The 26,619-nt window shown below is 52.8% G+C and carries 25 protein-coding genes; 9 read left to right on the forward strand and 16 right to left on the reverse strand.

What is annotated here, in order from left to right:
• Nucleotides 1–150 precede the first annotated feature (150 nt).
• From OGV65_RS18275 to OGV65_RS18290, 4 genes are all read left to right on the forward strand, one after another.
• Complete coding sequence (locus OGV65_RS18275; protein ID WP_016155933.1) at nucleotides 151–1,392, forward strand: MFS transporter; 1,242 nt, start codon at nucleotides 151–153, stop codon at nucleotides 1,390–1,392.
• Between the two features lie 15 nt (nucleotides 1,393–1,407).
• Nucleotides 1,408–2,436, forward strand: a complete 1,029-nt coding sequence (locus OGV65_RS18280; protein WP_279263484.1) for a sugar phosphate isomerase/epimerase family protein — start codon at nucleotides 1,408–1,410, stop codon at nucleotides 2,434–2,436.
• Nucleotides 2,433–3,584 carry a Gfo/Idh/MocA family protein gene (locus OGV65_RS18285; protein WP_141874945.1) on the forward strand — a complete coding sequence of 384 codons (1,152 nt, stop codon included), beginning with the start codon at nucleotides 2,433–2,435 and terminating at the stop codon, nucleotides 3,582–3,584. The genes OGV65_RS18280 and OGV65_RS18285 overlap by 4 nt, the downstream gene beginning before the upstream one ends.
• Before the next feature lie 77 nt (nucleotides 3,585–3,661).
• Entirely contained in the window at nucleotides 3,662–4,642 is a 981-nt protein-coding gene (locus tag OGV65_RS18290; RefSeq protein WP_286455308.1) for a LacI family DNA-binding transcriptional regulator, read from the forward strand.
• A 3-nt stretch (nucleotides 4,643–4,645) separates the two neighbouring features.
• On the opposite strand, the gene OGV65_RS18295 is transcribed toward OGV65_RS18290, so the two are convergent.
• From OGV65_RS18295 to OGV65_RS18310, 4 genes are all read right to left on the reverse strand, one after another.
• On the reverse strand, nucleotides 4,646–5,890 hold the full coding sequence (locus OGV65_RS18295; protein WP_016152170.1) for a mechanosensitive ion channel family protein: 1,245 nt from the start codon (nucleotides 5,888–5,890) through the stop codon (nucleotides 4,646–4,648).
• 64 nt (nucleotides 5,891–5,954) lie between these two features.
• Nucleotides 5,955–6,608, reverse strand: a complete 654-nt coding sequence (gene nfsB / locus OGV65_RS18300) for an oxygen-insensitive NAD(P)H nitroreductase (RefSeq protein ID WP_016152171.1) — start codon at nucleotides 6,606–6,608, stop codon at nucleotides 5,955–5,957.
• Nucleotides 6,609–6,727: 119 nt separating this feature from the next.
• Nucleotides 6,728–7,096, reverse strand: coding sequence for an MmcQ/YjbR family DNA-binding protein (locus OGV65_RS18305; protein ID WP_016152172.1), 369 nt, complete (start codon nucleotides 7,094–7,096; stop codon nucleotides 6,728–6,730).
• Nucleotides 7,096–7,677, reverse strand: coding sequence for a TetR/AcrR family transcriptional regulator (locus OGV65_RS18310; RefSeq protein ID WP_016152173.1), 582 nt, complete (start codon nucleotides 7,675–7,677; stop codon nucleotides 7,096–7,098). Before OGV65_RS18310 ends, OGV65_RS18305 begins: the two co-directional genes overlap by 1 nt.
• Before the next feature lie 189 nt (nucleotides 7,678–7,866).
• Here OGV65_RS18310 and OGV65_RS18315 point away from each other — a divergent pair, with 189 nt between their 5' ends.
• Nucleotides 7,867–8,979 (forward strand): MBL fold metallo-hydrolase, encoded by a 1,113-nt coding sequence (locus tag OGV65_RS18315; protein ID WP_200046378.1) that lies wholly within the window; start codon nucleotides 7,867–7,869, stop codon nucleotides 8,977–8,979.
• A gap of 17 nt (nucleotides 8,980–8,996) precedes the next feature.
• Nucleotides 8,997–9,338 carry a RamA family antibiotic efflux transcriptional regulator gene (locus OGV65_RS18320; RefSeq protein WP_003021996.1) on the forward strand — a complete coding sequence of 114 codons (342 nt, stop codon included), beginning with the start codon at nucleotides 8,997–8,999 and terminating at the stop codon, nucleotides 9,336–9,338.
• 21 nt (nucleotides 9,339–9,359) lie between these two features.
• Here OGV65_RS18320 and OGV65_RS18325 read toward each other — a convergent pair whose 3' ends face one another.
• Both OGV65_RS18325 and OGV65_RS18330 read right to left on the reverse strand, forming a co-directional pair.
• Complete coding sequence (locus OGV65_RS18325) at nucleotides 9,360–9,608, reverse strand: DUF1158 domain-containing protein (protein ID WP_016152175.1); 249 nt, start codon at nucleotides 9,606–9,608, stop codon at nucleotides 9,360–9,362.
• A gap of 66 nt (nucleotides 9,609–9,674) precedes the next feature.
• Entirely contained in the window at nucleotides 9,675–10,793 is a 1,119-nt protein-coding gene (locus OGV65_RS18330; protein ID WP_286455309.1) for a YbdK family carboxylate-amine ligase, read from the reverse strand.
• 169 nt (nucleotides 10,794–10,962) lie between these two features.
• On the opposite strand from OGV65_RS18330, the gene OGV65_RS18335 reads away from it, so the two are divergent.
• On the forward strand, nucleotides 10,963–11,667 hold the full coding sequence (locus OGV65_RS18335; protein ID WP_200079462.1) for a GNAT family N-acetyltransferase: 705 nt from the start codon (nucleotides 10,963–10,965) through the stop codon (nucleotides 11,665–11,667).
• Nucleotides 11,668–11,742: 75 nt separating this feature from the next.
• On the opposite strand, the gene OGV65_RS18340 is transcribed toward OGV65_RS18335, so the two are convergent.
• From OGV65_RS18340 to OGV65_RS18355, 4 genes are read right to left on the reverse strand one after another with little or no spacing between them, the layout of a single operon-like run.
• Nucleotides 11,743–13,251, reverse strand: coding sequence for an FGGY family carbohydrate kinase (locus OGV65_RS18340; RefSeq protein WP_286455310.1), 1,509 nt, complete (start codon nucleotides 13,249–13,251; stop codon nucleotides 11,743–11,745).
• 32 nt (nucleotides 13,252–13,283) lie between these two features.
• On the reverse strand, nucleotides 13,284–14,702 hold the full coding sequence (locus tag OGV65_RS18345) for an L-fucose/L-arabinose isomerase family protein (RefSeq protein ID WP_016152179.1): 1,419 nt from the start codon (nucleotides 14,700–14,702) through the stop codon (nucleotides 13,284–13,286).
• A 36-nt stretch (nucleotides 14,703–14,738) separates the two neighbouring features.
• On the reverse strand, nucleotides 14,739–15,686 hold the full coding sequence (locus tag OGV65_RS18350; protein ID WP_016152180.1) for a transketolase family protein: 948 nt from the start codon (nucleotides 15,684–15,686) through the stop codon (nucleotides 14,739–14,741).
• On the reverse strand, nucleotides 15,679–16,509 hold the full coding sequence (locus tag OGV65_RS18355) for a transketolase (protein WP_016152181.1): 831 nt from the start codon (nucleotides 16,507–16,509) through the stop codon (nucleotides 15,679–15,681). The genes OGV65_RS18350 and OGV65_RS18355 overlap by 8 nt, the downstream gene beginning before the upstream one ends.
• Before the next feature lie 316 nt (nucleotides 16,510–16,825).
• Here OGV65_RS18355 and OGV65_RS18360 point away from each other — a divergent pair, with 316 nt between their 5' ends.
• Nucleotides 16,826–17,776 (forward strand): sugar-binding transcriptional regulator, encoded by a 951-nt coding sequence (locus tag OGV65_RS18360; RefSeq protein ID WP_047358065.1) that lies wholly within the window; start codon nucleotides 16,826–16,828, stop codon nucleotides 17,774–17,776.
• A gap of 82 nt (nucleotides 17,777–17,858) precedes the next feature.
• Here the strand turns inward: OGV65_RS18360 and OGV65_RS18365 are convergent, their stop codons facing one another.
• The 6 genes from OGV65_RS18365 to OGV65_RS18390 all read right to left on the reverse strand — a co-directional run bounded on the left by OGV65_RS18365 (nucleotide 17,859) and on the right by OGV65_RS18390 (nucleotide 25,140).
• Nucleotides 17,859–18,947 carry an ABC transporter permease gene (locus OGV65_RS18365; protein WP_016152183.1) on the reverse strand — a complete coding sequence of 363 codons (1,089 nt, stop codon included), beginning with the start codon at nucleotides 18,945–18,947 and terminating at the stop codon, nucleotides 17,859–17,861.
• 1 nt (nucleotide 18,948) lies between these two features.
• Nucleotides 18,949–20,475 carry a sugar ABC transporter ATP-binding protein gene (locus OGV65_RS18370; RefSeq protein ID WP_286455311.1) on the reverse strand — a complete coding sequence of 509 codons (1,527 nt, stop codon included), beginning with the start codon at nucleotides 20,473–20,475 and terminating at the stop codon, nucleotides 18,949–18,951.
• Nucleotides 20,475–21,083, reverse strand: a complete 609-nt coding sequence (locus OGV65_RS18375) for a DUF2291 family protein (RefSeq protein WP_016152185.1) — start codon at nucleotides 21,081–21,083, stop codon at nucleotides 20,475–20,477. Before OGV65_RS18375 ends, OGV65_RS18370 begins: the two co-directional genes overlap by 1 nt.
• An 11-nt stretch (nucleotides 21,084–21,094) precedes the next feature.
• Nucleotides 21,095–22,036 carry a D-ribose ABC transporter substrate-binding protein gene (locus OGV65_RS18380; protein ID WP_049282465.1) on the reverse strand — a complete coding sequence of 314 codons (942 nt, stop codon included), beginning with the start codon at nucleotides 22,034–22,036 and terminating at the stop codon, nucleotides 21,095–21,097.
• 117 nt (nucleotides 22,037–22,153) lie between these two features.
• The gene (gene entD / locus OGV65_RS18385; RefSeq protein ID WP_046275120.1) at nucleotides 22,154–22,816 is read right to left on the reverse strand and encodes an enterobactin synthase subunit EntD; all 663 of its coding nucleotides are present in this window, start codon (nucleotides 22,814–22,816) and stop codon (nucleotides 22,154–22,156) included.
• 50 nt (nucleotides 22,817–22,866) lie between these two features.
• Entirely contained in the window at nucleotides 22,867–25,140 is a 2,274-nt protein-coding gene (locus OGV65_RS18390) for a TonB-dependent siderophore receptor (protein WP_016155941.1), read from the reverse strand.
• Nucleotides 25,141–25,393: 253 nt separating this feature from the next.
• Between OGV65_RS18390 and fes the strand changes: the two genes are divergently transcribed.
• A complete protein-coding gene (fes, locus tag OGV65_RS18395) occupies nucleotides 25,394–26,611 on the forward strand; it encodes an enterochelin esterase (protein WP_200079468.1) in 1,218 nt (405 codons plus the stop codon).
• The last annotated feature ends 8 nt before the right edge of the window (nucleotides 26,612–26,619 follow it).

Genomic DNA, 26,619 nt, shown 5'->3' on the forward strand with positions numbered 1-26,619 from the left:
ATCGTCAGGATGGGATCGGATCTTCTCTCAATGTTTATCGTGACCGCTCTCGCAATTTTGCCTTTGCTGGCAGGATCTTTGTTTTGTAATCGATTACTTTTCTATTGAATCTATTTTGTAATCGATTACTTTTTAAAGGTGAGGCAAAAAATGGTGTCAACAACCGAAAGTAGTGGAAAACAGAACGTACAGTACCGGCTGCTGGTACCCCGGCTGTCGCTAATGATGTTCTTACAGTTCTTTATCTGGGGAAGTTGGTCCGTCACGCTGGGGCTGGTGATGAGCCAGCACAACATGTCGCTGCTGATTGGCGATGCCTTTTCAGCCGGGCCCATTGCCTCTATTCTGTCGCCGTTCGTCTTAGGGATGCTGGTAGACCGCTTCTTTGCCTCGCAAAAGGTGATGGCGGTGATGCACCTTGCAGGCGCGGCGATCCTCTGGTTTGTTCCGCAGGCATTGGTGGCGCAAAACGGTGCGCTGTTGATTGGTCTGCTGTTTGGCTACACATTGTGCTACATGCCAACGCTGGCGCTTACCAACAACATTGCTTTTCATAGCCTGTCGGATAAAGACAAAACTTTCCCGGTGGTGCGGGTGTTTGGCACCATTGGCTGGATTGTCGCGGGGATTTTTATCGGCGTAACCGGAATCTCGGATACTACCGGCATCTTTACGCTGGCGGCGGTTATTTCTGTGATTCTGGCGCTCTACAGCCTGACGTTGCCCAACACGCCCGCACCGGCGAAAGGACTGCCGGTAAAAGTGCGCGATCTGTTTTGTGCGGATGCTTTCGCCTTACTCAAGGTTCGTCACTTTTTTGTCTTCTCGCTCTGCGCGACGCTTATTTCTGTACCGTTGGGAACCTATTACGCATATACCGCGTCGTTTCTTGCTGATGCGGGCGTTGGCGATGTCAGTACGGCGATGTCGTTTGGTCAGATGTCTGAAATTTTCTTCATGCTGGTGATCCCGTTCCTGTTCAGGCGTCTGGGCGTGAAATACATGTTGTTAATCGGGATGTGCGCCTGGTTTGTGCGCTACGCATTCTTTGCCCTCGGCATCAGCGAAGAGGGCCGATTCCTGCTGTATCTCGGCATTCTGCTGCACGGCGTGTGCTACGACTTCTTCTTCGTGGTCGGCTTTATTTACACCGATCGTATTGCCGGGGAGAAAGTAAAAGGTCAGGCGCAAAGCATGATCGTTATGTTTACCTATGGGATCGGTATGCTGCTTGGTTCGCAAATTTCAGGCGCACTTTACAACCGTCTGGTGGCGGGGCAAACGGTGCCTCAGGCGTGGACCACATTCTGGTGGATCCCGGCAGTGGCTGCCGCAGTGATTGCCGTGATTTTCCTTTTCTCTTTCAAGTATGACGACAAAGAGCAGGCGTAATTTTCAGGAGGGGTTATGAAAACCATCAAGGGGCCTGGCATTTTTCTGGCGCAATTTATCGGGGATCGTCCCCCATTTAACACCCTGGAAGGCGTGGCAAAATGGGCGGCGGAGCTGGGCTATAAGGCATTACAAATCCCGTGTAATCACAAGTCTTTGTTTGATGTTGAACAAGCAGCCATAAGTCAGGCCTATTGTGATGATATTCGTGGGATGCTGGCCGGGCATGGGCTGGTGATTAGCGAACTATCTACCCATCTTGAAGGCCAACTGGTTGCCGTCCATCCGGCTTACGATGACGCTTTTGACGGATTTGCTCCGCCATCTGTACGCGCTAATCCGCAGGCCAGGCAGGCGTGGGCCGTCGAAACCCTCCACCAGGCTGCTGCGGCTTCGCAAAGACTGGGGCTGACGGCGCATGCTACGTTTTCAGGTTCGCTCGCCTGGCCCTTCTTTTATCCGTGGCCACCGCATAACCGTCAGCGCTTCGAAGAGGCTTTTCTGGAGCTGGCGCGCCGCTGGAGACCCATTCTCGATCGCTTTGATCATCATGGGGTGGATGTTTGCTTTGAAATCCATCCCGGTGAAGATCTGCACGATGGCGTAACGTTCGAGCGCTTTCTGGCGCTGGTTAATCATCATCCTCGCTGCAACATTCTCTATGACCCGAGCCATCTGTTATTGCAGCAGATGGATTACCTTGGGTTTATCGATGTTTACCACTCGCGCATTAAAGCGTTTCACGTCAAGGACGCTGAGTACCACGCCAGTAGCCGCAGTGGTGTCTATGGCGGTTATCAGCCGTGGCTCGATCGCGCTGGGCGTTTCCGTTCCCTGGGGGACGGTCAGGTCGATTTCAAAACCATCTTCAGCAAGCTCACACAATATGATTTCCCTGGCTGGGCGGTACTGGAATGGGAGTGTTGCCTGAAAGACGCGCAAACCGGGGCGCGTGAGGGGAGCGATTTTATACGCCGCCACATTATTCCGGTTTCTTCACGCGCATTTGATGATTTCGCCGCTGGCGATGAGGTACGCAAATGATACAGGTTGGCATTATTGGCAGCGGTTTTATTGGGCCTGCACATATCGAGGCGTTGCGTCGACTCGGCGGTGTGAACGTGGTGGCGCTCTGTGATAGCTCGCTGGCGGTTGCTCAGGAACGTGCAGATGCTCTTCATATTCCTCAGGCGTACGGCAGCGTTGAGGCGCTGCTGGCGCATCCCGGACTGCAGGTGGTGCATAACTGTACGCCGAATCATCTGCATGCCGACATCAATCGGCAGATTTTACGCGCGGGTCTGCACGTGTTTTCAGAAAAGCCGCTGTGTATGACGCCTGATGAGGCTCGTGAACTGGAAACGCTGGCGGAGCAGGGAGGAGTGGTGCACGGCGTGAGCTTTGTCTATCGTCAGTTTGCGATGGTACAACAGGCTGCCAGCATGGTCAGGCGCGGTAGCGTAGGGCGTCTGTTTGCTGTCCAGGGGAGCTATTTGCAGGACTGGATGCTGCTGGAAACTGACTACAACTGGCGGGTCGATGCCAAACAGGGCGGCAACTCACGGGCGGTTGCGGATATCGGTTCCCACTGGTGTGACACGGTGCAATTCGTCACTGGAAAACGTATTGTCGAGGTGATGGCCGATCTGGCTATCGTCTGGCCGGTACGAAAAGCCAGCATCGCCAGTAACGCTACGTTTGGCCAGCAAACGGCTGACCTGCAATTTGAGGATAAAGCGGTGACGACGGAAGATTGTGGATCGGTGCTGGTACGTTTTGACGATGGTAGCAAAGGCTGCTTTAGCGTTTCACAGGTGAGTGCCGGGCGCAAGAATCACCTGAGCTTTGAAATTAACGGTAGCCAGAGTTCACTGCACTGGGATCAGGAAACGCCGCAACAACTTTGGATCGGGCACCGTCAGCAGGCGAACCAGATCCTGACCGATGACCCAGGATTGATGAATGCGGATGTTGCTGCCAGTGCGCACTTTCCGGGTGGGCATATTGAGGGCTGGCCGGATGCGTTCAAGAATATGATGCAGCAGTTCTATCAGGCGGTGCAGGCAGGCAAAATGCCCGCGACGGCTGAGCGTCGATTTGCGTCATTTTCTGATGGTGCGGATGTGATGTATATCATTGATGCGATTATAAAAAGCCATCAGCAGCAGCGCTGGGTATCAGTGCAGCGCTAAACACGCACCCGGTTCGCCGGGCAGTGATTTTATGGTAGCCTCAACGTAAAGCCTAAACCGCAGGACTTGTCGTCGTTATGTCTATTCAAAAAATCGCCCAGCTTGCCGGTGTGTCGGTGGCGACGGTATCGCGTGTGCTGAATCACAGTGATACCGTCAAAGCCAAAAATCGCGAGCGCGTGCTACAGGCTATTAAAGAAAGCAATTATCAGCCCAACCTGCTGGCTCGTCAGCTGCGTACGGCACGCAGTTCGATGATTCTGGTGATGGTTTCCAACATTGCCAACCCTTTTTGTGCAGAGGTTGTTAAAGGCATTGAAGAAGAGGCGGAAAAGAATGGCTATCGCATTTTGCTGTGTAATTCCGGCTCGGATACCGCCCGCTCAAAATCGGCGCTAAAGCTGCTGTCTGGGAAAATCGTTGATGGCATTATCACCATGGATGCATTCTCAAAATTACCGGAACTGACCACGCTGATTGGCGACGCTCCCTGGGTTCAGTGTGCGGAATATGCTGATAAAGGCGCGGTTTCCTGCGTAGGGATTAACGATGTTGACGCTGCGCAGTCGGTAATATCTCACCTGGTGGAAAAGGGCTATCGACGCATTGCGCTAATCAATCATGATCTGAGTTATAAATACGCCCGGTTGCGCGAACGTGGCTATAAAGCGGCGCTGCATGCGCTGTCGCTTGAGTATCAGGCCGTAGAATACGCCAGGGAATTAAGTTCCAGCGCAGGAATTGCGGCGATGAAAACATTGCTTGCCGCAGAGGTGAAACCCGACGCGGTGTTTGCCGTATCGGACACGCTGGCCGCTGGCGCGATGCGTGCTATTCTCAATGCCGGATTACAGATCCCGCAGGATATCGCCGTCGTGGGATTCGACGGTACGGAACTGGCAGAAATGGTTTCCCCACAGCTTTCGACCATTGAGCAGCCCTCGCGGGATATAGGCCGCAAAGCGGTAGGATTGCTGCTGAATAAAATAGAAAATCCTGACGCGCAGACGGAAAGGGTGATGATGGACTGGCGCTATATTTCACGCGCCAGTACCTGAGCGTTAGCGTTGAAACGCGCCTGACAGCGCGCGAATATCATTTCCGGTGGGCGACTGATGAATGCGCAAGCCAAATTCTTCGATCACGGCGAATATATGGTCGAAAATATCAGCCTGAATACTTTCATATTCCAGCCAGACCACCGTATTGGTAAAGGCATAAATTTCGATCGGTAAGCCGTGATCGTCTGGCGCAAGCTGGCGCACCATTAACGTCATATCTTTGCGAATCCGCGGATGATGACGCAAATATTCGTTCAGATAGGCGCGGAAGGTGCCAATATTCGTCATCCGACGGTGGTTTAATACCGATTCAGGCGCATCTAACTGCTGATTCCACTCGTCAATTTCCTGATGGCGCGTGGTCAAATACGGTTTCAGCAGGTGCGCTTTATGCAGCCGCTGACGCTCATCCTCATCAAGAAAATGAATGCTGGTAGCATCAATGCTGATGCTGCGTTTAATGCGTCGCCCACCGGAAGCCGACATCCCACTCCAGTTTTTAAAAGAGTCCGATACCAGTGACCAGGTTGGGATAGTGGTGATGGTGTTATCCCAGTTGCGCACTTTTACGGTGGTTAAGCCAATATCAATCACCGCGCCATCTGCGCCGTATTTAGGCATTTCCAGCCAGTCACCCAACTTCAACATATCGTTGGCTGAAAGCTGTATTCCAGCCACCAGCCCGAGGATCGGATCTTTAAACACCAGCATTAACACGGCGGCCATGGCACCCAGACCGCTTATCAATATTGCCGGTGACTGACCAATCAGCAGGGAAATCATCAATATTCCGACGACAATAGCGCTGATGAGCTTGATGCCCTGAAATATGCCTTTTAGCGGCAATTGCGATGCGGCAGGGAATTTTTGCGACAGATTGAGAATGACGTCCAGCAGGGAAAACAAGGACAACAGGGCGTACATCATGATCCACAGCTGTGCGCAGGTTACTAATATTTCTGCTGCTTCACTGCCTTTCTGTAACCAGAGTGCGGCCTGTATATTGACAATGATACCCTGCAGGGTGAATGCCAGCCGGTGAAATAACTTGTTCTGCGTGATGATTTGTAGCCACAGGCGGGAGCTGGCGTTGGCGCGCTTTTCAAATGCGCGTAATACCACCCAGTGCAAAATAACGTGAACAATAATGGCGGTGATAAAAATAATGCCAAAAATCATCACCAGTGAGGTGGTATGATTTATTTCAATGCCGAGTTCTTCTACCTGAGATATCAATTCCTGCATAACGTCTCCTTAATAAACAGCGGTCTATGATGACCGCTGTGTAGAGCTTATGCAAATGCGGGGATTAAACTTCCGTCAGTGTTGTTTCCAGCGGCAGACGAGATTTTGGCAGCGCGGCGTTGAAATCTTCTACGCTGTGATGACCCACCGGGACCACAACTACGCTGGTGAATCCTTTTTCTTTCAGGCCAAATTCTGCATCCATCACCGCCGCATCGAAGCCTTCGATCGGCACCGCATCAAGACCCATCGCCGCCACGCCCAGCAGGAAGTTACCGACGTTCAGATACACCTGTTTTGCCATCCAGTGGTTGTCATCTTTCAGCTCTTTGCGATGCATGTCGGCAAAGAAGGTACGGCCTTTGTGGTTTGCGGCTTTGGCTTCAGGGGTGGCGAAACGGCCATCGCGCTCTTCTTGATCCACCACGCGCTCCAGCCAGGCATCGTCCATCGCCGTTTTGGCGCAGAACACCACGACGTGGGAAGCATCCAACATTTTACGTTCGTTGAATACAAAGCCGCCGGCTGCGGATTTCGCTACGCGCGCTTTACCTTCGTCAGTGCTGGCAACGATAAAGTGCCACGGCTGAGAGTTGGTGCTGGACGGACTAAACTGCAGCAGCGTTTTTAATTTTTCGGCTTGCTCAGCGGTCAGTTTTTTATTCGGATCGAATGCCTTAGTGGAGTAACGTTTTAAGGCGACAGAAACAATATCCATAACTACTCCTGGTGATTTTTCATACCCTGCGGGTGCGTTTTGTTTCAGCAGGGTACAGGGTTAGCAAGAAAAAGATAAGACAGGAAAATGCAAAAACACTTATCGGAGTTAACGATAAATCAACCTGGACGCAGGCGTTTTTGATCCCGCTTCGCCAGGCCGTCTACGACGCGATGCCATGAATCATTTACCAACTCCGTCAGTAATGACTCGGTAATGTCGTCGCCTGGGTAGACCGATATCCAGTGCTTTTTATTCATGTGATAGCCGGGTTCAATGCTGGGGTAGATCTGCTGGTTTAACAGTGACTTTTGCGGATCGGCTTTCAGGTTAACCAGCGGGCGTCCGCGAAGCTCTGAGACCAGCATAAAAATTTTGCCGCCGACTTTGAAGACATCGTATTCCGGGCCGAATGGCCAGCAGTGCTCGGTAAAAGGCAGTTCGAGCGCAAGGCGCTTTGCACAGGCATGTAAGGTCTGGCCGTCCATTATTTTTCCTCACGGGTGAGTGCGCGCCACATCGCCTCAAATCCCATCGAAATATATTCTTTTGCGCGAGCCGCATCGCGGGCGGCGAACTCCATGGTGGTCTCTGCCAGAGAAAGAAACAGCGCGTCGCCAAAGGCGCGATACTCGTCAGACATAAACTCAGGTCGTACGGAGCGATGACAAAGATCGCGCAGTTCCGGGAACATATCGTCAGCCTGCTGTTCCGTTTCTTTGCTGATTTTCTCGCTGACGGCCAACTGGCGAATCGTGCGATGCCCGCAGGTATGGTTCAGGCCCCAGCTAATGTAGCTGTTCCAGATGTAGTGAGTCATGGTTTTGGCATCGGTCACCGATCGATCCAAATTTGCCATCATCGACTGACAAAGGTCTTGCTTCAAAAAGAGGTAAAGCTCGTTGATCAAATCATCTTTGGTTGCGAAATAGCGAAACAACGTCCCCTCCGCAACCCCTGCATTGCGGGCTATCACGGCGGTAGATGCCGCAATGCCTGATTGTGCAAATGCTGTGGTTGCAGCTTCCAGTAATGCCAGTTTTTTGTCTTCACTCTTCGGACGAGCCACTACACTTTACCCTTAAGTCTGTAAAAAACATGATTGAATCACGGCCTTTGCAGCACCGCAACGGCGAATGTCAAAGATTGAAAATCATCTTGACGGCGAACTTTCGATTTCTATAATGAGTGCTTACTCACTCATAATCAAGAGTCAGTCGCGCAAACCAGCGGAAAGGGGCGCGTTTAAGGTCAGGATATGAAGCGTCTCACAGTTTGTGTGGTTGTTATTATGCTTATTGCCGCAGCTGCAAGTTTACCGTTTGTACTCAATGCCGGGTTTGGTCAGGCCCCGCAAGGGGCACAACTGAGTTTGGTTGAACAGTCACCTCACTATCGTGAAGGGCAGTTTCATAACCAGGTGCCGACACCGGGCTATACCGGCAACAAAGGTATGCTGGCGGCCTGGTGGGAGTTTCTGGTCGCTAAGCGTGATAATGCGCGCCCGGCGCAGCCGTTACCGCTGGTGGCAACCGATCTCGCCGGACTTTCGCCACAGCAGGATACTCTGGTCTGGCTGGGCCACTCCTCATGGTATTTGCAGCTGGCGGGTCAACGTATCCTGATTGATCCGGTATTTAGCAATTATGCCGCACCGTTTTCATTCCTGAACAAAGCCTTTGCCGGGGATTATCCGTGGACTGCACAGACGATGCCGGAGATCGATCTGCTCATTATCTCGCACGATCACTATGACCATCTGGATCTCGCCACTATCAAGGCGTTAATGCCGAAAATTAAGCGAGTGATTACGCCGCTCGGCGTAGGGTCGCATCTGCGTTACTGGGGGATGCGCAGCGAGATAATCGAAGAGCGGGACTGGAATCAGTCCGTCAGAGTGACGGATTCACTGATCGTTCATGTGCTGCCTGCTCGTCATTTTTCGGGGCGCGGTATCAAGCGCAACCAGACGCTATGGGCGAGCTTCATGTTCGAAACGCCGGAGCAGAACGTTTATTACAGCGGAGATTCCGGCTATGGACCGCATTTTAAAGCCATCGGTGAGCAGTTTGGCTCGGTTGATTTGGCGATTATGGAGAACGGTCAATATGACCAGGACTGGAAGTTTATTCACATGATGCCAGAAGAGACGGCGCAGGCCGCGGCCGATCTGCATGCGAAAGCCGTGTTGCCAGGGCATGCCGGCCGTTTCGTTCTGGCGAAACATACCTGGGATGATCCCTACAAACGACTGGCGCTTGCCAGCCGTCGTCAGGATTACCGACTACTGACGCCAATGCTGGGTGAACCGGTAATACTGTCCGAACCGGACCAACCGTTTACGGCCTGGTGGCAACAGGCGACTCAATGAATACAGGGGAGAGCATGATGACGATTTCTGCTCAGGTCATTGATACGATTGTTGAATGGATTGATGATAATTTGAATCAGCCATTGCGCATTGATGATATTGCACGCCATGCGGGATATTCCAAATGGCACCTGCAGCGTCTTTTTATGCAGTACAAAGGTGAAAGCCTCGGGCGCTACATCCGCGAGCGTAAGCTGCTACTGGCGGCGCGCGATCTACGCGATACCGACCAGAAAGTGTATGACATCTGTTTGAAATACGGATTCGATTCGCAGCAGACCTTTACGCGAATTTTCACCCGTACGTTCAGCCAGCCGCCGGGCGCGTATCGCAAAGAAAATCATAGCCGAACGCATTAACGGCAAAGGGTTCTCGCGGGTCTAATCCGCCAGCGAGAACCAGCGCCGCCAGATAAAACGCAGTACAAAATATTCAATCACCCCCAGCAGTAAAAACCACAGACAAAACAGCAAAGTATAAAATTGGTTGAGATCCATTAGATGAAAGGTGGCGACGAGTTTTTGCGCCAGCACAATGCCCAGTGAGGGGGCGGGCAGCAGCAGGCAAGACAAAAAAGCCAGCAGCAGGATCCCTGCGGCGGTCATCAGTGATTCAAGCGGGTGTTTCATGGCATTGTTAAACTTGAGTTAAAAAGCCATTGTCCGGGATCTCTGTGGGCAACGCAAACGCCACGCTTACAGCTCGGCCCAAATCTCACAATGTTTTTTCACCAGACCACTCAGAGATCCGCCATCGGCGACAAAATCACGCATGCTCTGCGCTTCATCATGACCATTTTTAACCTGCAGGCGTAAGGATTCAATCGCGCTGGTCGCGCCTACTTTGTCCGCAGAAGCGGCGACATTCTCCAGTAGCCGTAGCGTGTCATCTGACAGGCGGTGCCCATCGCCGGTATTGACGTCGGTGATGATTCCCGCCATGCCAAAGCGGCAGGCCTGAAAACGGTTAAATTTATACAGCAGGTAATCACGCTCCTGGTGCTTGAATGGCCGTTTAGTGAGCAACCAGTGGGCGGTAGCCTGAATAAGTCCCGCCATATTGACTGCGTGTTCAAGGGTTAGCGGAGTGTCCATGACGCGAACCTCTACCGTACCAAAGTGCGGGCTGGGACGGATATCCCAGTGTAAATCTTTAATGCTATCAATCATGTTGGTGTAAGCCAGTCGACGAAATAACCCCTCAAATTCCTGCCAGTTATTCACCCACGGCATCGGGCCATTATCGGGAAATCCAGAGAAAATATTCAGCCGCGCGCAGGCAAACCGCGTGTCGGACGTTTGCATATAAGGTGAGGCGGCAGAGAGCGCAATAAAATGGGGAACAAATCGCGACAGGCCGTGCAGGAGGTAAATAGCATCATCGCCGTTTGCGCAGCCGATATGCACATGTTGGCCGAATACCGTCGCCTGCTGAATAAGATAGCCAAAATTTTCCAGGTTGCGCCGATAGCGTTCGTCATCGCAGACTTCCTGACGTTGCCATTTTTGAAACGGATGCGTACCGCCGCCACAGATGGCGAGGTGATGCTCGGCAGCAACCCGCGAGATTATCTGCTGCATGGCGGATAATTCAGCACTCGCCTGGTCGATATTGCGACAAACCCCGGTCGCCATCTCCAGCATACTTTCAGTGATATCGTGCTTTACTTCTCCGGCGGTGAGCTGCGGCTTTACGGCGTCAATCAGTCGGGAAGAGTCCTGGCTCAGGTCGTAGCCCGGAGGATTGACCACCTGCATTTCCAGTTCAATGCCTAACGTAAAAGGGTCTGAAACATGAAAATCGGGTAGGGACATAGTGTTCTCTTCAGCGTTGATTTTTAATCAGTATAGACGCGTCATCTTGCAAGCTGCATATAGAAGGGCCGCTGATTTTCTGTTCGATGTCAGAAATCCCCCCGCGATGCTTTGAAGGCGAAATGGCCGGTGTTATAACTATTTTTTACTTCGCAACAGGGGTTGAATCGTGCCGGAAATTAATCTTTATGGACAGACCGTCGGCGATATTGTGCCTGACTGGAATGGTGCCGCCGTACTGCCGCGGGAAGAACTTGCAGGGCAATATTGTCGACTGGTTCCCCTGGATGCCGACAGCCATGCCGCCGATCTGTTTGATGCTTACGCGCAGGCGCCAGACGATCGCGACTGGACCTGGCTTGCAAGTTCTCGCCCCACGAGCGTTGAGGCCACAGCTTGCTGGGTAGAGGGCAAATCCACGGATGCATCTCTGGTTCCCTATGCTGTCATTGAACAGCGTTCCGGTCGTGCGGTGGGGCTGGTGTGCTTTATGGCGATCGAACAGGAGCATGGTTCGGTTGAAATTGGTCATGTGACCTGGTCACCGCGCATGAAAAATACGGTACTCGGCACCGAAAGCATCTGGCTGTTGCTGCGCCAGGCGTTTGCGTTGGGCCATCGTCGCGTGGAGTGGAAATGTGACTCTCTGAACACGGCTTCCCGTCGGGCGGCGGAGCGCCTTGGGTTTATCTTCGAAGGACGTTTTCGCCAGAAGATTGTGCGCAAGGGGCGTAATCGCGACAGCGACTGGTTATCGATGATTGATAGCGAATGGCCCCAGTGCGACGCTGTTTTGCAGCGCTGGCTGGCTGCCGACAACTTCGATGAAAAAGGACAGCAACGCAGATCGCTGGCGGCGTGTCAGCCGCAGTAGCTCGCTTTTGAAGAATTAACAGTGCACCCACAGTCAGTTATGGCTGCGGGCGCATTTATCATTAGCGTTGATTTATTAACGGGTTTGCCAACGGGTGCGTTCGACGGCCCCTTGCCATTCATGCCAGCGTTTTTGCAATCTCCCATGGCGCGCCATGTCTGGCTGGAACGATACGTGATCGGGCAGATAATCTCGCAACTGGCAGGTAGATGCACCTTGCAGCTTCTTGCGTGCCAGCAATCCGGCACCGATAGCGGAAAGTTCAGGGATATCGCTGCGCATCACCGGACAGCCCAATAAATCGGCTTGATACTGCATTAGCCAGTCATTTTTTGTTGGCCCACCATCAACCATTAACGCGCTGAGTCGAAAACCGTTGTGCTGGCGCATCGCTAAAACAACATCGGCAATCTGATAGGTAATCGACTCCAGTGCAGCACGTACCAGATGTGCGCGTTTCACTCCGCGGCTGAGACCGTGAATCAACCCCCGGGCATCTTCATCCCACCAGGGCGCGCCCAGCCCGGTAAGGGCCGGAACAAAATAGACGCCCAGCGTGGAGTCAACCGTCGCGGGCAGCGTATTGAGCTCATGAAGCAGTTGCTCTTCCGGTAATTCGCTAAGACCTGTGCTATCGGCCATCCATGCGACGGCATCTCCCGTATGCGGAATATTACCTTCCAGTCCGTAGACCAGGGTGTCAGCGTCATGCCAGGCTATGGTCGTTGCCAGCGCGCTCACCTCGGACTGCGCCGAGAATACGGGAGCCATAACGGAAGATCCGGTGCCATAGGTCGCTTTGACGCAGCCTTCCATACCCAGCCCATGGGCAAAAAGCGCAGCATGAGAGTCGCCAATCATCGCCAGAATAGGGATTCCATCAGGTATCCTCTCCAGACCTTTTGTTACGCCAAAATGGTGGCTGGAAGGGCAAACTTCGGGTAACGCCTGCTGCGGAATACCGAATAGATCCAACATCTCGCTATCCCATTGTCCGCTGTTGAGATTGAGCAACTGCGTGCGTGAAGCGTTGGAGATGTCGCAACGAAATTCCTTGCCGTGCGTTAAGTTCCACAGTAACCAGCTATCGATGGTCCCGAGACATATTTCCCCTTGCTGTGCGAGCGTCATACCGTTGGGAACTGACTCCAGCAGCCAGCGTATTTTAGAGGCGGAAAAGAGTGGGGCAACGGGTAATCCGGTGATGGATTTTATGTACGCCTCGTGCCCCTGTTCACGTAATGCACGGCAAAAATCGGCCGTGCGCGAACATTGCCAGGTGATAGCAGGGCCGAGAGGGCGACCGCTGGCACGATACCAGCCTATCGCCGTTTCACGTTGATTGCTGATCGCCAGCGCTGCGACGCGTTGTGCGCCGACGCAGGTAATGGCTTGTGCCACAACATCCAGTGATGCGTCCAGAAGTGCATCACCTGACTGTTCAACCCAGCCTTCACGGGGCGTGTGGATCGCCAGCGCGCGGGAGAACTTCGCGACCACGTTTCCCTGACCATCCAGCGCTACGGCTTTGGCATTGGTGGTGCCTTCATCAAGCGCAATAATAATGTCTTTTTGTGCTGACATTGTTTTCTCCAGCCCTTCGGTTTCCCTGAGTATTAGCGATGGAAAAAGGTATCCACCCCGAGATAGCGGGTGAAAGCTTCATGCAGTACCTCTGCGCTGGCGGAATGGTTCATTGCCACGTGATGCTCAAAGCCATTACGACAAATCCAGGCCAGTAGGTTCTCCAGATGAGGCACCTGGATTACCGCTCGGCAGCCGACAGTGTCCAGCGGATCGTCAACCGATAGCCCTTCACCGACGTAGGCTTTGATTTCGCCGGTTAAATCGTCGGTACTCAGGCGGAAGTAGGTCAAGGCACCGCTTTTCATACGACCGTGAACTGCACCGCAGGTGTTCTCTTTACCGACGGTGGTACCGATGATATCCGCCGTCCCCATCTTCGGGCTGTCCAGACTGGCTGATGCGAAATTACCGCAGTGAAAAAGAACGCATTTATCACGATCGTCGCCGAAATTATTGTTCCAGTCGGCAATGGACGCTGGACTTAAGTTGCTGCTGGCGAGGGCGTACATTGACAACGCGCCCATCACATCCACTTCGCAGGCACTGGGCATTAACTGCCCGGACATCACGCTCATGATTGAGCACACGTTGATGCCTAAATTTTCCTGCAGCGAGGTCCAGCACTGGATGGCAGTTGTATCAATATCATTAGCGATGACCCATTCGCTGATAACGACAAACAGTTTTGCCATGGTGACCAGTTTGTCTGCTGGAATGGCGCTGGCGTCGGCGTTATCCATCAACAGGCGGCGTTTTTCATCCACCCGGATATCGTCGTCGCGCAGTCGTTTGATGCGGGTAAAGACTTCAGACAGATCCAGTGTTTCGACGGCAATACCCAGTCTTTCGAGCAATTTTTCGCTGTAGCGGACGGTGTTAAACCCAGCTGGACGTGCGCCGATAGCGCCGACGCGAACTCCGCGCATGCTGGCGACCACGCGACAGATTTGTTCGAAACGTTTCAGGTCTTGTGCAAACACCTCTCCTGACAGGTCGCAGACATGCTGGGTGGTTAGCGTAAACGGAATACCGTACTGGCGCATGTTATTGCACAGGGAGATCTTGCCGCAGAAGCTGTCACGGCGAGTGGCAAGCCCCATTTTATCCAGGTTGTCTTCCTGCGCCTGGATTAGAACCGGGACATCTAAACCGGAAAGTCGCAGCGTTTCCGCTATCGCTTTTTCATCGCCAAAGTTCGGCAGTAGTACCACCACACCGTGAATCTTGTCGCGGTGAGCGCGGAAAAGTTCAGCACAAACTTTCGCATCCTGACGGGTTTCAACACCGCCGAGTTCTGTCTGCGTATCGTTGAGCATAATGGTGTTAATGCCCAGCCGTTCAAAGAGCACGCTGGCTTGTTCGCGGGCTTCAGCAACCAGATAGCTCGGGAAAAATCCCCGATTGCCAATAATCACCGCCATGGTCAACTGATGAGGAATTCGTGACATCGCTTTCTCCAGTAAGTGTTCTGTTGTTGTTATTGTTTATCGTGTTGCCAGCAACAGTGCGGTGGCGTTTTTCACGACACCCGCCGCGTCAATTTCATGGTGCGCGCGCGTTGCTGCACGATCGGCTGCGATTGCATATTGGCCATCGGCAATCCCCAATCTACGCAGTGGAATGGCACAGCCAGCTTCTGCCAGCACTTCAGCCACCAGACTTCCCACGCCGCCATTAATGTTATGTTCTTCCACGCTAACCACTGCCTTGCAGTGGGTTAAAGCCGCCAGTAACTGTTGGGTATTGCAGGGACGAATTGACGGTACACTGATTACGCTGGCGTCAATACCCGCCTGTTCCAGCACTGTGGCAGCCTCGACAATTTCATGCACAGTTGAGCCCATTGCCACCAGTGCGACATCTTTTCCTTTGCGCAAAATATCGATATTACCCGGCGCGAACTGGTAGTTTTCGTCGTGTAATTCGGGTAAGGCTTTGCCATCCAGGCGAATATAAACCGGACCTATGTGGCTTAAGGCGTAGTCGAGAATCTGTCGGCATTCCACCGGACAGGACGGGGCGTAAATCTCAATATTGCCAAAACCGCGTAGCACGGAAATATCATCAATGCTGTGGTGCGTACTGGCGAGCGGTCCGTAGCTGGCCCCTGCGTTCAGGCCAATCAACTTCACGTTGGTATTGTTGTAGCAAATATCGACTTTAATTTGCTCATTGGCCCGAGAAATCAAGAAGGGCGCAGCGTTACAGGTGACGGCGATTTTACCGCCCAGCGCCAGTCCGGCAGCAGCACCGACCAACGTCTGTTCGGCAATACCCACGTTGACCAGACGACCGGGAAATTCCTTCATAAATGGGGCGATTTTTGCTGTTGATGTTGAGTCAGCCACCACCGGCACAACATCCATTCCACGTTTGACCGCGGCAATTAACGTGTTCACCATGACGGTGGCGAGGTGTTCGCTATTACGCATCTTTCAGTTCCTCCAGCGCCAGTTCAACTTCTTCTCCTTTTGGCACGCGGTGGTGCCATTCCGGGCGGCCCTGGATAAAAGAGATCCCGGCTCCTTTGGTGGTGTGTGCAATGACGACATATGGCTTGCCTTCAGGGGTTAATCCTTCCAGCGTGCGCACCACATCGCTCATATCGTTCCCGCGACACTCTGTGACTTGCATACCGAAGGCTCGCCATTTTTCATCCAGCGGATCGGTGTTCATGATCTCTTTGGTTGATCCGGCAAGCTGGAGGTTATTTTTGTCGTTGATGATAATCAGGTTATCCAGTTTATAGTGGGCAGCGACCAGTGCCGCTTCCCAGTTGCTGCCTTCGGCCAGTTCACCATCACCGGTGACGACAAACACCCGGCGTTTGCTGTTGCTGCGTTTAGCCGCCAGCGCAATCCCTACTGCAACCGGCAGACCGTGACCAAGAGCTCCGGTATTCAATTCAATTCCTGGCGTTTTATGTTTTACCGGATGCCCCGGCAGATGCGAATCAGCGTGTTGATAGGTCGCCAGCCAGTCCACAGGAATAAAACCGGCTTCTGCCAAGACACAGTAGTAACCGCCCACAGCGTGACCTTTTGACTGGATGTAGATATCGCGCTCGTCGCTCTCTTTAATCTCCGGGGAGCAATTCAGGATGCGAAAATAGAGTGCTGTCAGCAGTTCAACCTGCGACAGGTCTGCGCCAGTGTGCCCGCCAGCCGGGCTTTCAGCATTCAACACGATAATGCGGCGACGCACGGCACGTGCTTTCTTTTCTAGCTCAGGTATTGAGAGCGAAAACGGATTCATAAGACACCTCTTGAATGTTTAATCTTGAATGAATAAATATTCCATGTGAGTGCAGTAGTGCAACTGTCTCTCTACCCACCACGTAATCTGCAGATAAAACAGTCAGTCGTTATTGGTTAGAATAAATATTCACTACTGATTTATTATTCATGATTAAAGATATGCCTTGTCTGGCGGTTTGTCTACGGCTTGTGCCACCAAATTTTGGAGAAAAGAGAAAAGGATCACACTAACGTGATAACTGGAAAGGTACTGATGACTTGTTATCTATTCAGGTATGAATAAAAATAACAGGCAGTTTATCAGGGGGAATGCCATGTCAAAGCAGGATGAACAGCGGTTGCTGGTTAAGATTGCCACGCTTTACTACGCCGAAAATAAAAAACAGTCTGAAATCGCCACGCTGCTGCATTTGTCGCAGTCCTTTGTCTCCCGTGCTTTAACGCGTTGTCAGAAAGAAGGGCTGGTGAAAATCACCGTCGTACAGCCGACCAATATCTTTGTGGCGCTGGAAAAAGCCATTGAAGAGCAGTTTGGTATTCGTCAGGCGATTGTCGTGGATGTCGGTGACAACCCCAGCAATACGCAAATTAAGCATGCTATTGGCAGCGCGGCGGCGCATTACGTTGAAACCCGCTTGCGAGCCGAGGACCTGGTTGGAATTTCCTCCTGGAGTAGCACCATTCGCTGTATGGTCGATGAGATGCACCCGCAAAATATCCGTGCGGCGGGTGTGATCCAACTGCTGGGCGGCGTAGGGCCGAATGGTAACGTGCAGGCCACGATTCTTACGCAACAGTTGGCAGCGCACCTTGGCTGTCCGGCCTGGCTGCTGCCTTCACAAAGTATTGAGCATTCGGTTGAAGAGCGTACACGGTTGGTTAACAGCCCTGACGTTGCCGCGGTGGTTGAAAAGTTTGCTGAAGTGGATGTGGCAATTGTCGGTATTGGCGAACTGGAGCCTTCTCAATTGCTGAAAAACTCAGGCAACTACTACAACGAAGAAATGTTGCGACTGCTCGCCGAGCGCGGCGCGGTAGGCGATATCTGTCTGCATTATTACGATGCAGCAGGTAACCCGGTACTCAGCCATGAGGAAGACCCGGTCATCGGAATGGAGCTTTCGCAGATCCGGGAGTGTAACCACGTGATTGCTTTGGCTGGTGGTGTGGAAAAACAGAATGCGATACGCGGGGCATTGCAGGGGAATTATATTGACGTATTGATCACCGACTACCCGACAGCCCGCAGTCTGGTGAAAGGGTGATGTCACGGTGAGTTAAACAATTGACAGCCCCAGGAGGCCCCTGGAGCTGTCTGGTTGTACATATCAGACTTTTCAGAGGGGATTACTGACTTTCCATCGCCGCCTTTTGTGCTACCACCGCGGCTTTTTGCTGCATCCGGTTTTGCATCTGGTCGATGATGACCGCGACGATAATCACGATACCTTTAATCACCATTTGCCAGAACTCGCTGACGCCCATCATCACCAGACCATCGGCCAGAAAACCGATAACGAAAGCGCCAATCAGCGTGCCTAAAATCGTGCCCCGTCCACCGGCCAGTGACGTACCGCCGAGAACCACTGCGGCAATGGCGTTCATCTCAAATGCCGTACCGTTGGCCGGATGGCTGGCGGAAAGCTGTGCCGAGACCACAATTCCAGCAATCGCGGCACACAGTCCGGATAGGGTATACACCCAGATTTTCACCTGTTTTACTTTTACCCCTGACAGCTCAGCAGCGCGCTCGTTATCCCCGATGGCGTAAACGTGGCGACCAAAGGGTAGACGACGAGCGACGTAAGCAATGACCAGTGCCAGCACAATCATCATCCAGATGGCCCACGGAATCCCAAACAGTGTACCGGCACCAATCTCATCAAAACCGGTATTGCCGAGCTGCGGATTGCCGGAAAGCCCAGGAAAGGTTTGCCCATCGGAGGTCAGCATCGCCGCCCCGCGCAAAACGTACATGGTTCCGAGCGTACAAATAAACGGTGCGACGTTATAGTGGGTGATGATCCAACCATTCGCCGCGCCAATCAGCCCACCAATCAACAAGACGACAGGCACAATCACCCAGACGCTGGGGAAAATTGCGATGCCGAACATTGGCAATACAATGCCTTTAGTGATTAGCCATCCCGCGACCATGCCGCACAGCCCAAGCGTAGCGCCAATTGAGAGATCAATCCCGGCGGTAATAATGACAAACGTGATCCCCAGCGCCAGAAAGGCGTTAATGGCGATATGCTTGATCATAATGACCATGCTGCCGCCAGAGAGAAATCCCGGTACGGTGAAGGCAAAGAACCCGACGATTAAAAACAGTGCAATAAAAGTGCGCAGTTTTAGGATTAGTAGCAGGATATTTTCCCGAGAGAAGGCGACTGTGGAGCGAGGCGCGATGGCGGCAGATTGTAGTGTTTTCATATCAGAACCCCTGAGCACTTGCGGTTACCAGCGCCGATTCTTCGGCACGATCGCGGGCGATATCGGCAGTTAGCTTGCCGCCGGACATCACCAGAATGCGGTCAGAAACCGCCATAATTTCTTTTAAATCTGAGGTGGAGAAGACCACAGCAATACCCTGCTGGGAAAGCTGGACCATCATGCGGAACACATCGGCTTTCGCCCCGACATCGATGCCGCGTGTGGGTTCGTCAAGAAATAGAATTTTGGGATTGGTGAGCAGAGAGCGACCAATCACCACTTTTTGCTGGTTCCCCCCGCTCAGCGCCTGAATTTCAACCTCTGGCGAGGAGACTTTTATCGACAGATTGCCAATTGTGCTGGCGACCACGGCCTCTTCATCTTTGCGGGCAATGGCAAAGCCACGTTGCAGACGCCGCCAAAGGCTGGCAATGGTCAGATTGGTGGCGACGGATGAAATGGGGAAAATCCCTGTGCGCTTGCGATCCTCCGGCACCAGACTCATTCCCATACGGATGCGATCGGCGGTGGTTAAGCGCTGCGGGACCGGTTTGCTGTCGAGCCACAGTTTTCCGAGGTAGTTGCGCTCAGTACCTAACAAGCACTCGAACAATTCGGTTCGCCCAGCCCCCATAAGTCCATAGATACCGACAATTTCACCGGCATGAACGTTAAAGGTGACGTCATTGACGACTGCGCTGCCAGCGGTATTCACGCAGGTGATATGTTCAGCTTCCAGAACCGGAGCTCCAAACGTGCGGCCGGGTTCGAGAAAGTTGCTTACCGGATCACTGCCCAACATCTCGCGCACAATCCACGGGACATCGATGTCGCTAACCTTGGCTTCGGCTTGAAATTTACCATCGCGTAAAATAGTGATCACATCGCCAATTGCCATCAATTCTTCGAGGCGATGGGAGATATAGATTATCGACACGCCCTGGCGAGTAAGTTCACGGATCACGCGAAACAGAATCTCGACTTCAGTTTTACTGAGCGCTGAGGTGGGTTCATCAAGAATCAGGATATCTGCATCTTCAGCCAGTGCTTTGGCGATTTCGACCAGCTGTTGCTGCCCTACTTTGAGATTGCCAACCAGGTCGCGCGGTGATATCGGCTGATCGAGCCGGGTTAATAATTCCGCGGTGCGTTTCTCTTGCTCGGCCTCATTAATGGGAGCCATGCCTTTTTGAATCTCCCGACCGAGGAAAATGTTTTCCGCGACGGAGAGGTTCTCAAACAGGTTTAGCTCCTGATGCACCATACCAATTCCATGTGCCGCAGCATCCCGGGTGCTGGCAAAGCGCACGGGATTTCCATTGAGCGATATCTCACCGCTACTGGGTTGCTGAACGCCAGCGAGGATCTTCATCAACGTCGATTTCCCCGCACCATTCTCACCAATAATCACATTCACCTTGCCACGCCAGACCTGATAATCGACGCTGTCCAGCGCAATTGTGCCGGGAAACAGCATTGAAATGGCATGCGTGCGCAGGATGATGTCATCAGCTGAGGTATTGCGCATTAGTGAGCCTCCTGTTCCAGCGTCAGTGCTGCTGCGTTTTCCGCTTTTCCAGCATTCAACGTCACGGCGAACAGCACCGTGGCAGTTTTCCCTTGCCAGCTAGTGTCTACGGCGGGTAACTGTTTCGCCGCTTCACGGTTATAAGCCCGTGACAGTTGAGCAAACTGAACCTGGTTAGTAAAATCTTCAAACTTGAAACCACTGGCATCGCGAATAGCATTGCCACGCATTACCGGGCCAATCTGAATCGTGACGGGCATATCATTGACCCTCACCACGATGGTGTGCTCTCGCCCATTGGTGGTGTCGACGCTATCAATCTGGCTGGTCAGGCGTACAAACACGCTTTCGGGAGCGGGTGAGGGGGCCTTCAGGCGAGTGGTCAGCGCTGAAGCATCCAGAACATGTTGCTGTGCCGCTTCCAGGACGCGGGATTGCCAGGTTTGTTGCGCGATCTGATCGGGAGTCTGGTTGTCGAAACTGGCTTTGGCCTGAGGATCGGCCGGGATAATTGGTTTGCCGTTTTCGTCGAGGTCAACTACCGTACAGGCCGTCAGCAACAGGGTGGCGCATCCAACCAGCGCGGCACCCCATTGTGTTAACGACATAGTGCCTCCGCTTAGTGGCTCAGGTTGAACTTGTTCAGCTTGCTGGCATTGGTTTCGTCAATCAGCACGCAATCCATGAGCTGTTTTTCTTCTTTCTGGGCTTTGCCGTTTTTCAGATAGTAATCCGCCTGCTCAACAGCCATTTGCGCCTGCTGCCAGCCGGGCTGCAGTACTGTCGCTTTAATATTGCTTTTATTAATGATTGAATCGCGGGTGTAGTCGCTGCCATCAAAACCGACCACGATGACATTATTTTTCCCCGCCGCTTTTAATGCGGCTTCTGCACCCAGCGCCATAGTGTCGTTACCTGAGATCACACCTACGATATCTGGGTTGGTTTGTAGAATGGCTTCCATTCGGGTAAAGGCTTCGGTTTGGCTCCAGTTTGCCGTCTGCTGGGCTACCATTTTCATGTCCGGATAGTCATCGAGTACATCGTGATACCCCTGCGAGCGTACATGGGCGTTGGTGTCGGATTGACGTCCCAGCAGTTCAACGTACTTCCCTTTTCCGTCCAGTAACCTGGCGAACTTCTCTGCGCCGAGCTGTGCGCCTTGATAGTTATTCGACACGATTTGCGCCACCGCGATGCCGGTTTTATTGATTTCGCGATCGATAAGAAAAGCAGCTACACCCGCTGCTTTGGCTTTTTCCAGCGGCCCTACGGTGGCATCTGCACCCGCATTATCGAGAATGATCGCTTTCGCTTTACGAGCAATAGCAGTCTCAATCAGTTGGTTTTGTTTATTGACGTCATCATCATGAGAGGCAACCAGCGTGGCGTATCCCAGCTCTTTTGCTTTGGCGACTGCACCGTCGGCTTCGGCTTTAAAAAACGGGTTATCGTGAGAAGGGGTAATAATCGCAATCAGTCCGTTGTCGGCAGCATACAGCGAACCCGATGCGGTAAGGATCGAGGCCAGTAATACGGATTTAATCAAGGTCTTGTTCATCTCTTTCTCCACTTTGAATATTTATTCAAATATGATTTATTATTCAAGTTAACGATAAGTCGAGATAATCGAACTGTCTACGATTTGCGCAGCTAATTTCTTAAAAAGAGAAAAGGATCACGATCCTGATGGTGAGAATGGAAATAGCGTCACGATATTTTTATCACGCTGAAACCAATGAACGTTAACTTCTTGATTGCCGAGGTTTGCCGAAAATGACGGCATGATTTGTAATGTTAATTGCTGAGTCGTGAGTGCGGTGATTTTTGCGCTGGTGAAACCTGGTAGCCCCGATGCCTGATTGGAAAACGCCTTATACAGGCTCTCCTTTGCGCTGAATACCAGGGTTAAGGCGAGCGGAAAGGGCAGGCAGGTATGCTGCAAAATCTGATGTTCGTGGTTATCAATAATGCTATCAGCCAGCTCAACTGCGGTTTGTGGTGTAAAAATAGCTTCTATATCCAGCCCAATGGGATGCGTTGATACGACCGCCAGCGCCGTTGTTGCGCTATGGCTGATGCTGCCAAACAGATCCTGCGGCCACAATGGTTGGCGTTGCACACCGATGCCGGGCACGGTTTTGTGGCCAAATTCACACAGTGCGTGGACTGCAGCAATACGCCCCGCTAAGTGCTCAGCTTTACGCTTACGCCCACTGGAGTGGAGCTGAGTGTGGTGGGGGAGCCAGAGCAGGTCGTGCTCATGGAAAGTGTCGGGATCAAATTCGACAATGTGCAGCGTATGATCTGCGAAAGGGAGCGGGATGTGCGTTGTGTGCATGATTTCTTACGCTTTCCCTCTCCCCGCAGCGAGGAGAGGGAAAAACGTTATCAGAAGTGTGTGTTAACGCTCATGAACCACGTCCGGCCCGGTTCGTTATAGGTGTGCGCGCCTGCGCCCGCCATATAGTTCCCGGTCACGATATCGCCCGTGGTCTGGGCATTCCCTTCACGCCATAAACGTTTGTCAAAGACGTTATCCACGCCGCCGGTCAGGCTGACGTTTTTCGTCACATCCCAGGTCGCACTCAGGCCGACGATGCTGTATGGGCTGACTTCACTGGCCGAGCTACCGGTAACGGGTTTACCCTGGTAATCGTATTTTTTCGGCTGCTGTTTGCCGTACCAGGTGAAGGTGGATTGCAATGACAGATCTTCACGTGCCTGCCAGCTCAGGGTCGAGTTCAGCGTGTATTCAGGAATAATCGACAGACGCTCGCCGGTCTCTTTATTCTTACTTTGCAGCATGTAGGTAATGTTGTTGGTCCAGTTAACGGTTTCGCTAACCGGCACGTTCAACGTTCCTTCCAGACCTTCAACTACCGCTTTAGGAATGTTTTCCCACTGATAGATATCGGTATAAGTCGTTTTCCCTTTGTTGGTGATAGACGTTCTGTCGAACGGGACTGTACCTGCTTCAATCTTGTTACGGTAATCGTTACGGAACCAGGTTACCCCAGCCAGCCAGCCGTCGCGTTTGAACTCCAGACCAATCTCTTTGTTGATACTGGTTTCGGCCTTCAGATCATCGTTGCCCATCATGTAGCAACCAATACCGGTCGCGGAGCCGGTGGCGTAGCAACCCTGACCTTTACTGTACAGAATGTAGTTCGGGTTGAGCTGATACAGGCTTGGCGCTTTATAGGCGCGCGCAATCCCCATCTTCAGGGTGAAATCATCGCCCAGACCTTGGGACAGGTTCAGGGACGGACTCCAGTTATCGCCCACAATGCTGTGATGATCGAAACGCAAACCTGGCGTCAGCATGGTGCTGTCGGTCAGTTCCATGTTGTTTTCAGCAAACAGAGAGAAAATCTCTGCGTCTGAGTACGGGCTGCGGTTGGTGCTGCTGGACCCTGGAATATCACCGCCCATAAAGGTCTGCGAATTGGACAACATGTCCTTCATGCGCTGCTGGTTCCATTCGGTACCGAGCGTCAGATTTTGGTTAACCAGCAGATCTAACGGAATGCTGATTTCACTGTGCAGCATGACGTCACTCAGGTCGGCGTCGAGGTATTTTTGTGACGCATTCGGGTCGAAAATCCCTTCGGTACCCCCCGCCAGGCCCTCCGGCGTACGGGAGTTGCGCGTATGTTCATACTGCACCCAGTTACTGGTAGTGACGCCGTTATCCCAGCCGCCGTTCCAGGTCAGAGAGTAGTTCTGGCGGTAAAGACGGTTGGTCTCTTTCCCGTAGTTATCTTTCACCAGTTGGTTGGTGTTGGTGTTTTGAGTGTCGCCCGCATACAGGTTGCCCTGACGGCTATAGCCAGCTTCCAGTTCCAGTGACTGGAGCGGGGCGAAATCCCAGCGAACCACGCCGTTAATGTCTTTGTTGATCACCCCTTCACGACCAGCCGGTAAAGTATTTGAATACGTGCCGGTACGTTCTGACTGATGACCCTGGTTGATATCCCACGCGTCGGCCTGGGTTTTATCGAGATTACCGTACAAACGGAAGCTGAAATCCCCGCCCAGCGGGCCATTCAAACTAAAGTTGGTGCGTTTGGTTGAACCTTCGTCTTTATGTTCCGGGGCGTTGAAATAGGTATCCCAGGAGCCGTGCCATTCGTTGCTGCCTTTTTTGGTGATGATATTCACCACGCCGCCAGCCGCACCGTTGCCATAGCGTGCCGCGGCAGGACCGCGCAGCACTTCAATACGTTCGATCATTTCTGGTGGCACCCATGCGGTATCGCCGCGGGTATCACGCTCGCCGCGCCAGCCCTGACGCACAGAGTTACGGCTGGTTACCGGTTTGCCGTCGATCAGAATCAGGGTGTTTTCCGGCCCCATGCCGCGAATATCGATCTGGCGGTTGTTGCCGCGTTGACCGCTGGTTGAGTTACCGGTCAGGTTGACGCCTGGCATGGTACGGATGATTTCCGACACATCGCGAGCGGGAGGATTCTTACGAATTTCATCAGCGGTAATGGTTGAAACGCCCGGTGCCTGCAGGTTCTGCTGGGCGGCGGTAACCACGATGGTGTCTTCATGAGAGACAGCGGCGCTATCGGTTTGATCTTCTGCCATCGCTGGCAGGGCTACCCCGTAAATCCCTAAATTGACCAATAAGGCCAGTGAATGAATCTTGTTGTTCATTGTATGTCCTGCTGTTCTTTTAGCCACGAGTACCAATGTGCCGTGGTGCGGCATTTGGTCTGATGTCGCCCGCATCCGCGTAAACCCTCCATTCCAGAAAAAGTACGCAGCGCCAGGCCGGTTTATAAGTGGTGAAAAACTGTGCGCGCTTCCCACAGCGCGACAATACGCTATTGCAAATGCAAATAGTTATCAATAATATTATCAATATATTTCACGCTAGATCATAAAATTTGACAATAAACATGGGGTTATGGCGGTGACGACGTTAAAGATGGGAAGCGAGGCGTGGTGGCAGTCAAAAAAAGGCCCGGAGTGGGAGCGTGAAGACAACGGAAATTATCGGGTAACCTTCTGGTGGCGCGACCCGCAGGGAACGGAAAAAGAGTCAGCCATTCATCGCGTATGGGTCTATATCACCGGCGTCACCGACCACCATCAAAATGCCACCCCGCAGTCGATGCAACGCATTGACGGAACAAATGTTTGGTGCTGGAGTGTTTCCCTTAGCGCCAACTGGCGCGGCAGTTACTGTTTTATCCCAACAGAACGAAATGATATTTTTGCCGCGCAGACGCCGGGCGAAGCGCCTGACCGAACCGTGCTGCGTGAAGGCTGGCGGCAATTGTTGCCGCAGGCTATTGCCGATCCCCTCAATCCGCAGAGCTGGCAGGGCGGTCGTGGCCATGCGGTGTCTGCGCTGGAAATGCCTGATGCACCCGTACAACCGGGATGGGATCGACCTGAAAACCCCGACTCGCCCGCAGTTTGCCTGCAATGGCGTAGCGCCAGGCTCGGCAATACGCGCCGCGTGTGGGTGTTTACCACTGGTGAAGCCCAGCCGGAAGCGCGTCCGCTGGCTATCCTGCTGGACGGACAGTTTTGGGCACAGAGTATGCCGGTCTGGCCTGCGCTGACTTCACTCACCCATCGCGGACACCTCCCGCCCGCCGTTTATCTCCTGATTGATACCATCGACACGGCTCACCGCAGCCGCGAATTGCCGTGTAATGCGGATTTTTGGTTGGCGGTACAGCAGGAGTTATTGCCGCTGGTGAAGACCACGACCGCGTTCAGTGACGACCCGCAGCGTACCGTCGTCGCCGGGCAAAGTTTTGGCGGGCTGTCATCGCTGTATGCCGGGCTGAACTGGCCCGCGCGCTTTGGCTGTGTGCTCAGCCAGTCGGGCTCTTATTGGTGGCCGCATCGTGGTGGTCATCAGGATGGGGCGATCGTTGAGCAACTGAAGAGCGGAAAGATAAGCGCCCAGGGGCTGCGTATTGTCCTGGAAGCCGGGATCCGCGAACCCATTATTTATCGCGCCAATCAGATGCTATATGCCCAGTTACCCTCTGTACCACAGTCTATTTTCTGGCGTCAGGTTGATGGTGGACACGATGCGCTTTGCTGGCGCGGCGGACTGATGCAAGGGCTGATCACGCTCTGGCAACCGCTTACCGACACGATTTAACCGGACGA

Source organism: Citrobacter sp. Cb004 (genome assembly GCF_030337065.1).
Lineage (GTDB): Bacteria > Pseudomonadota > Gammaproteobacteria > Enterobacterales > Enterobacteriaceae > Citrobacter > Citrobacter braakii.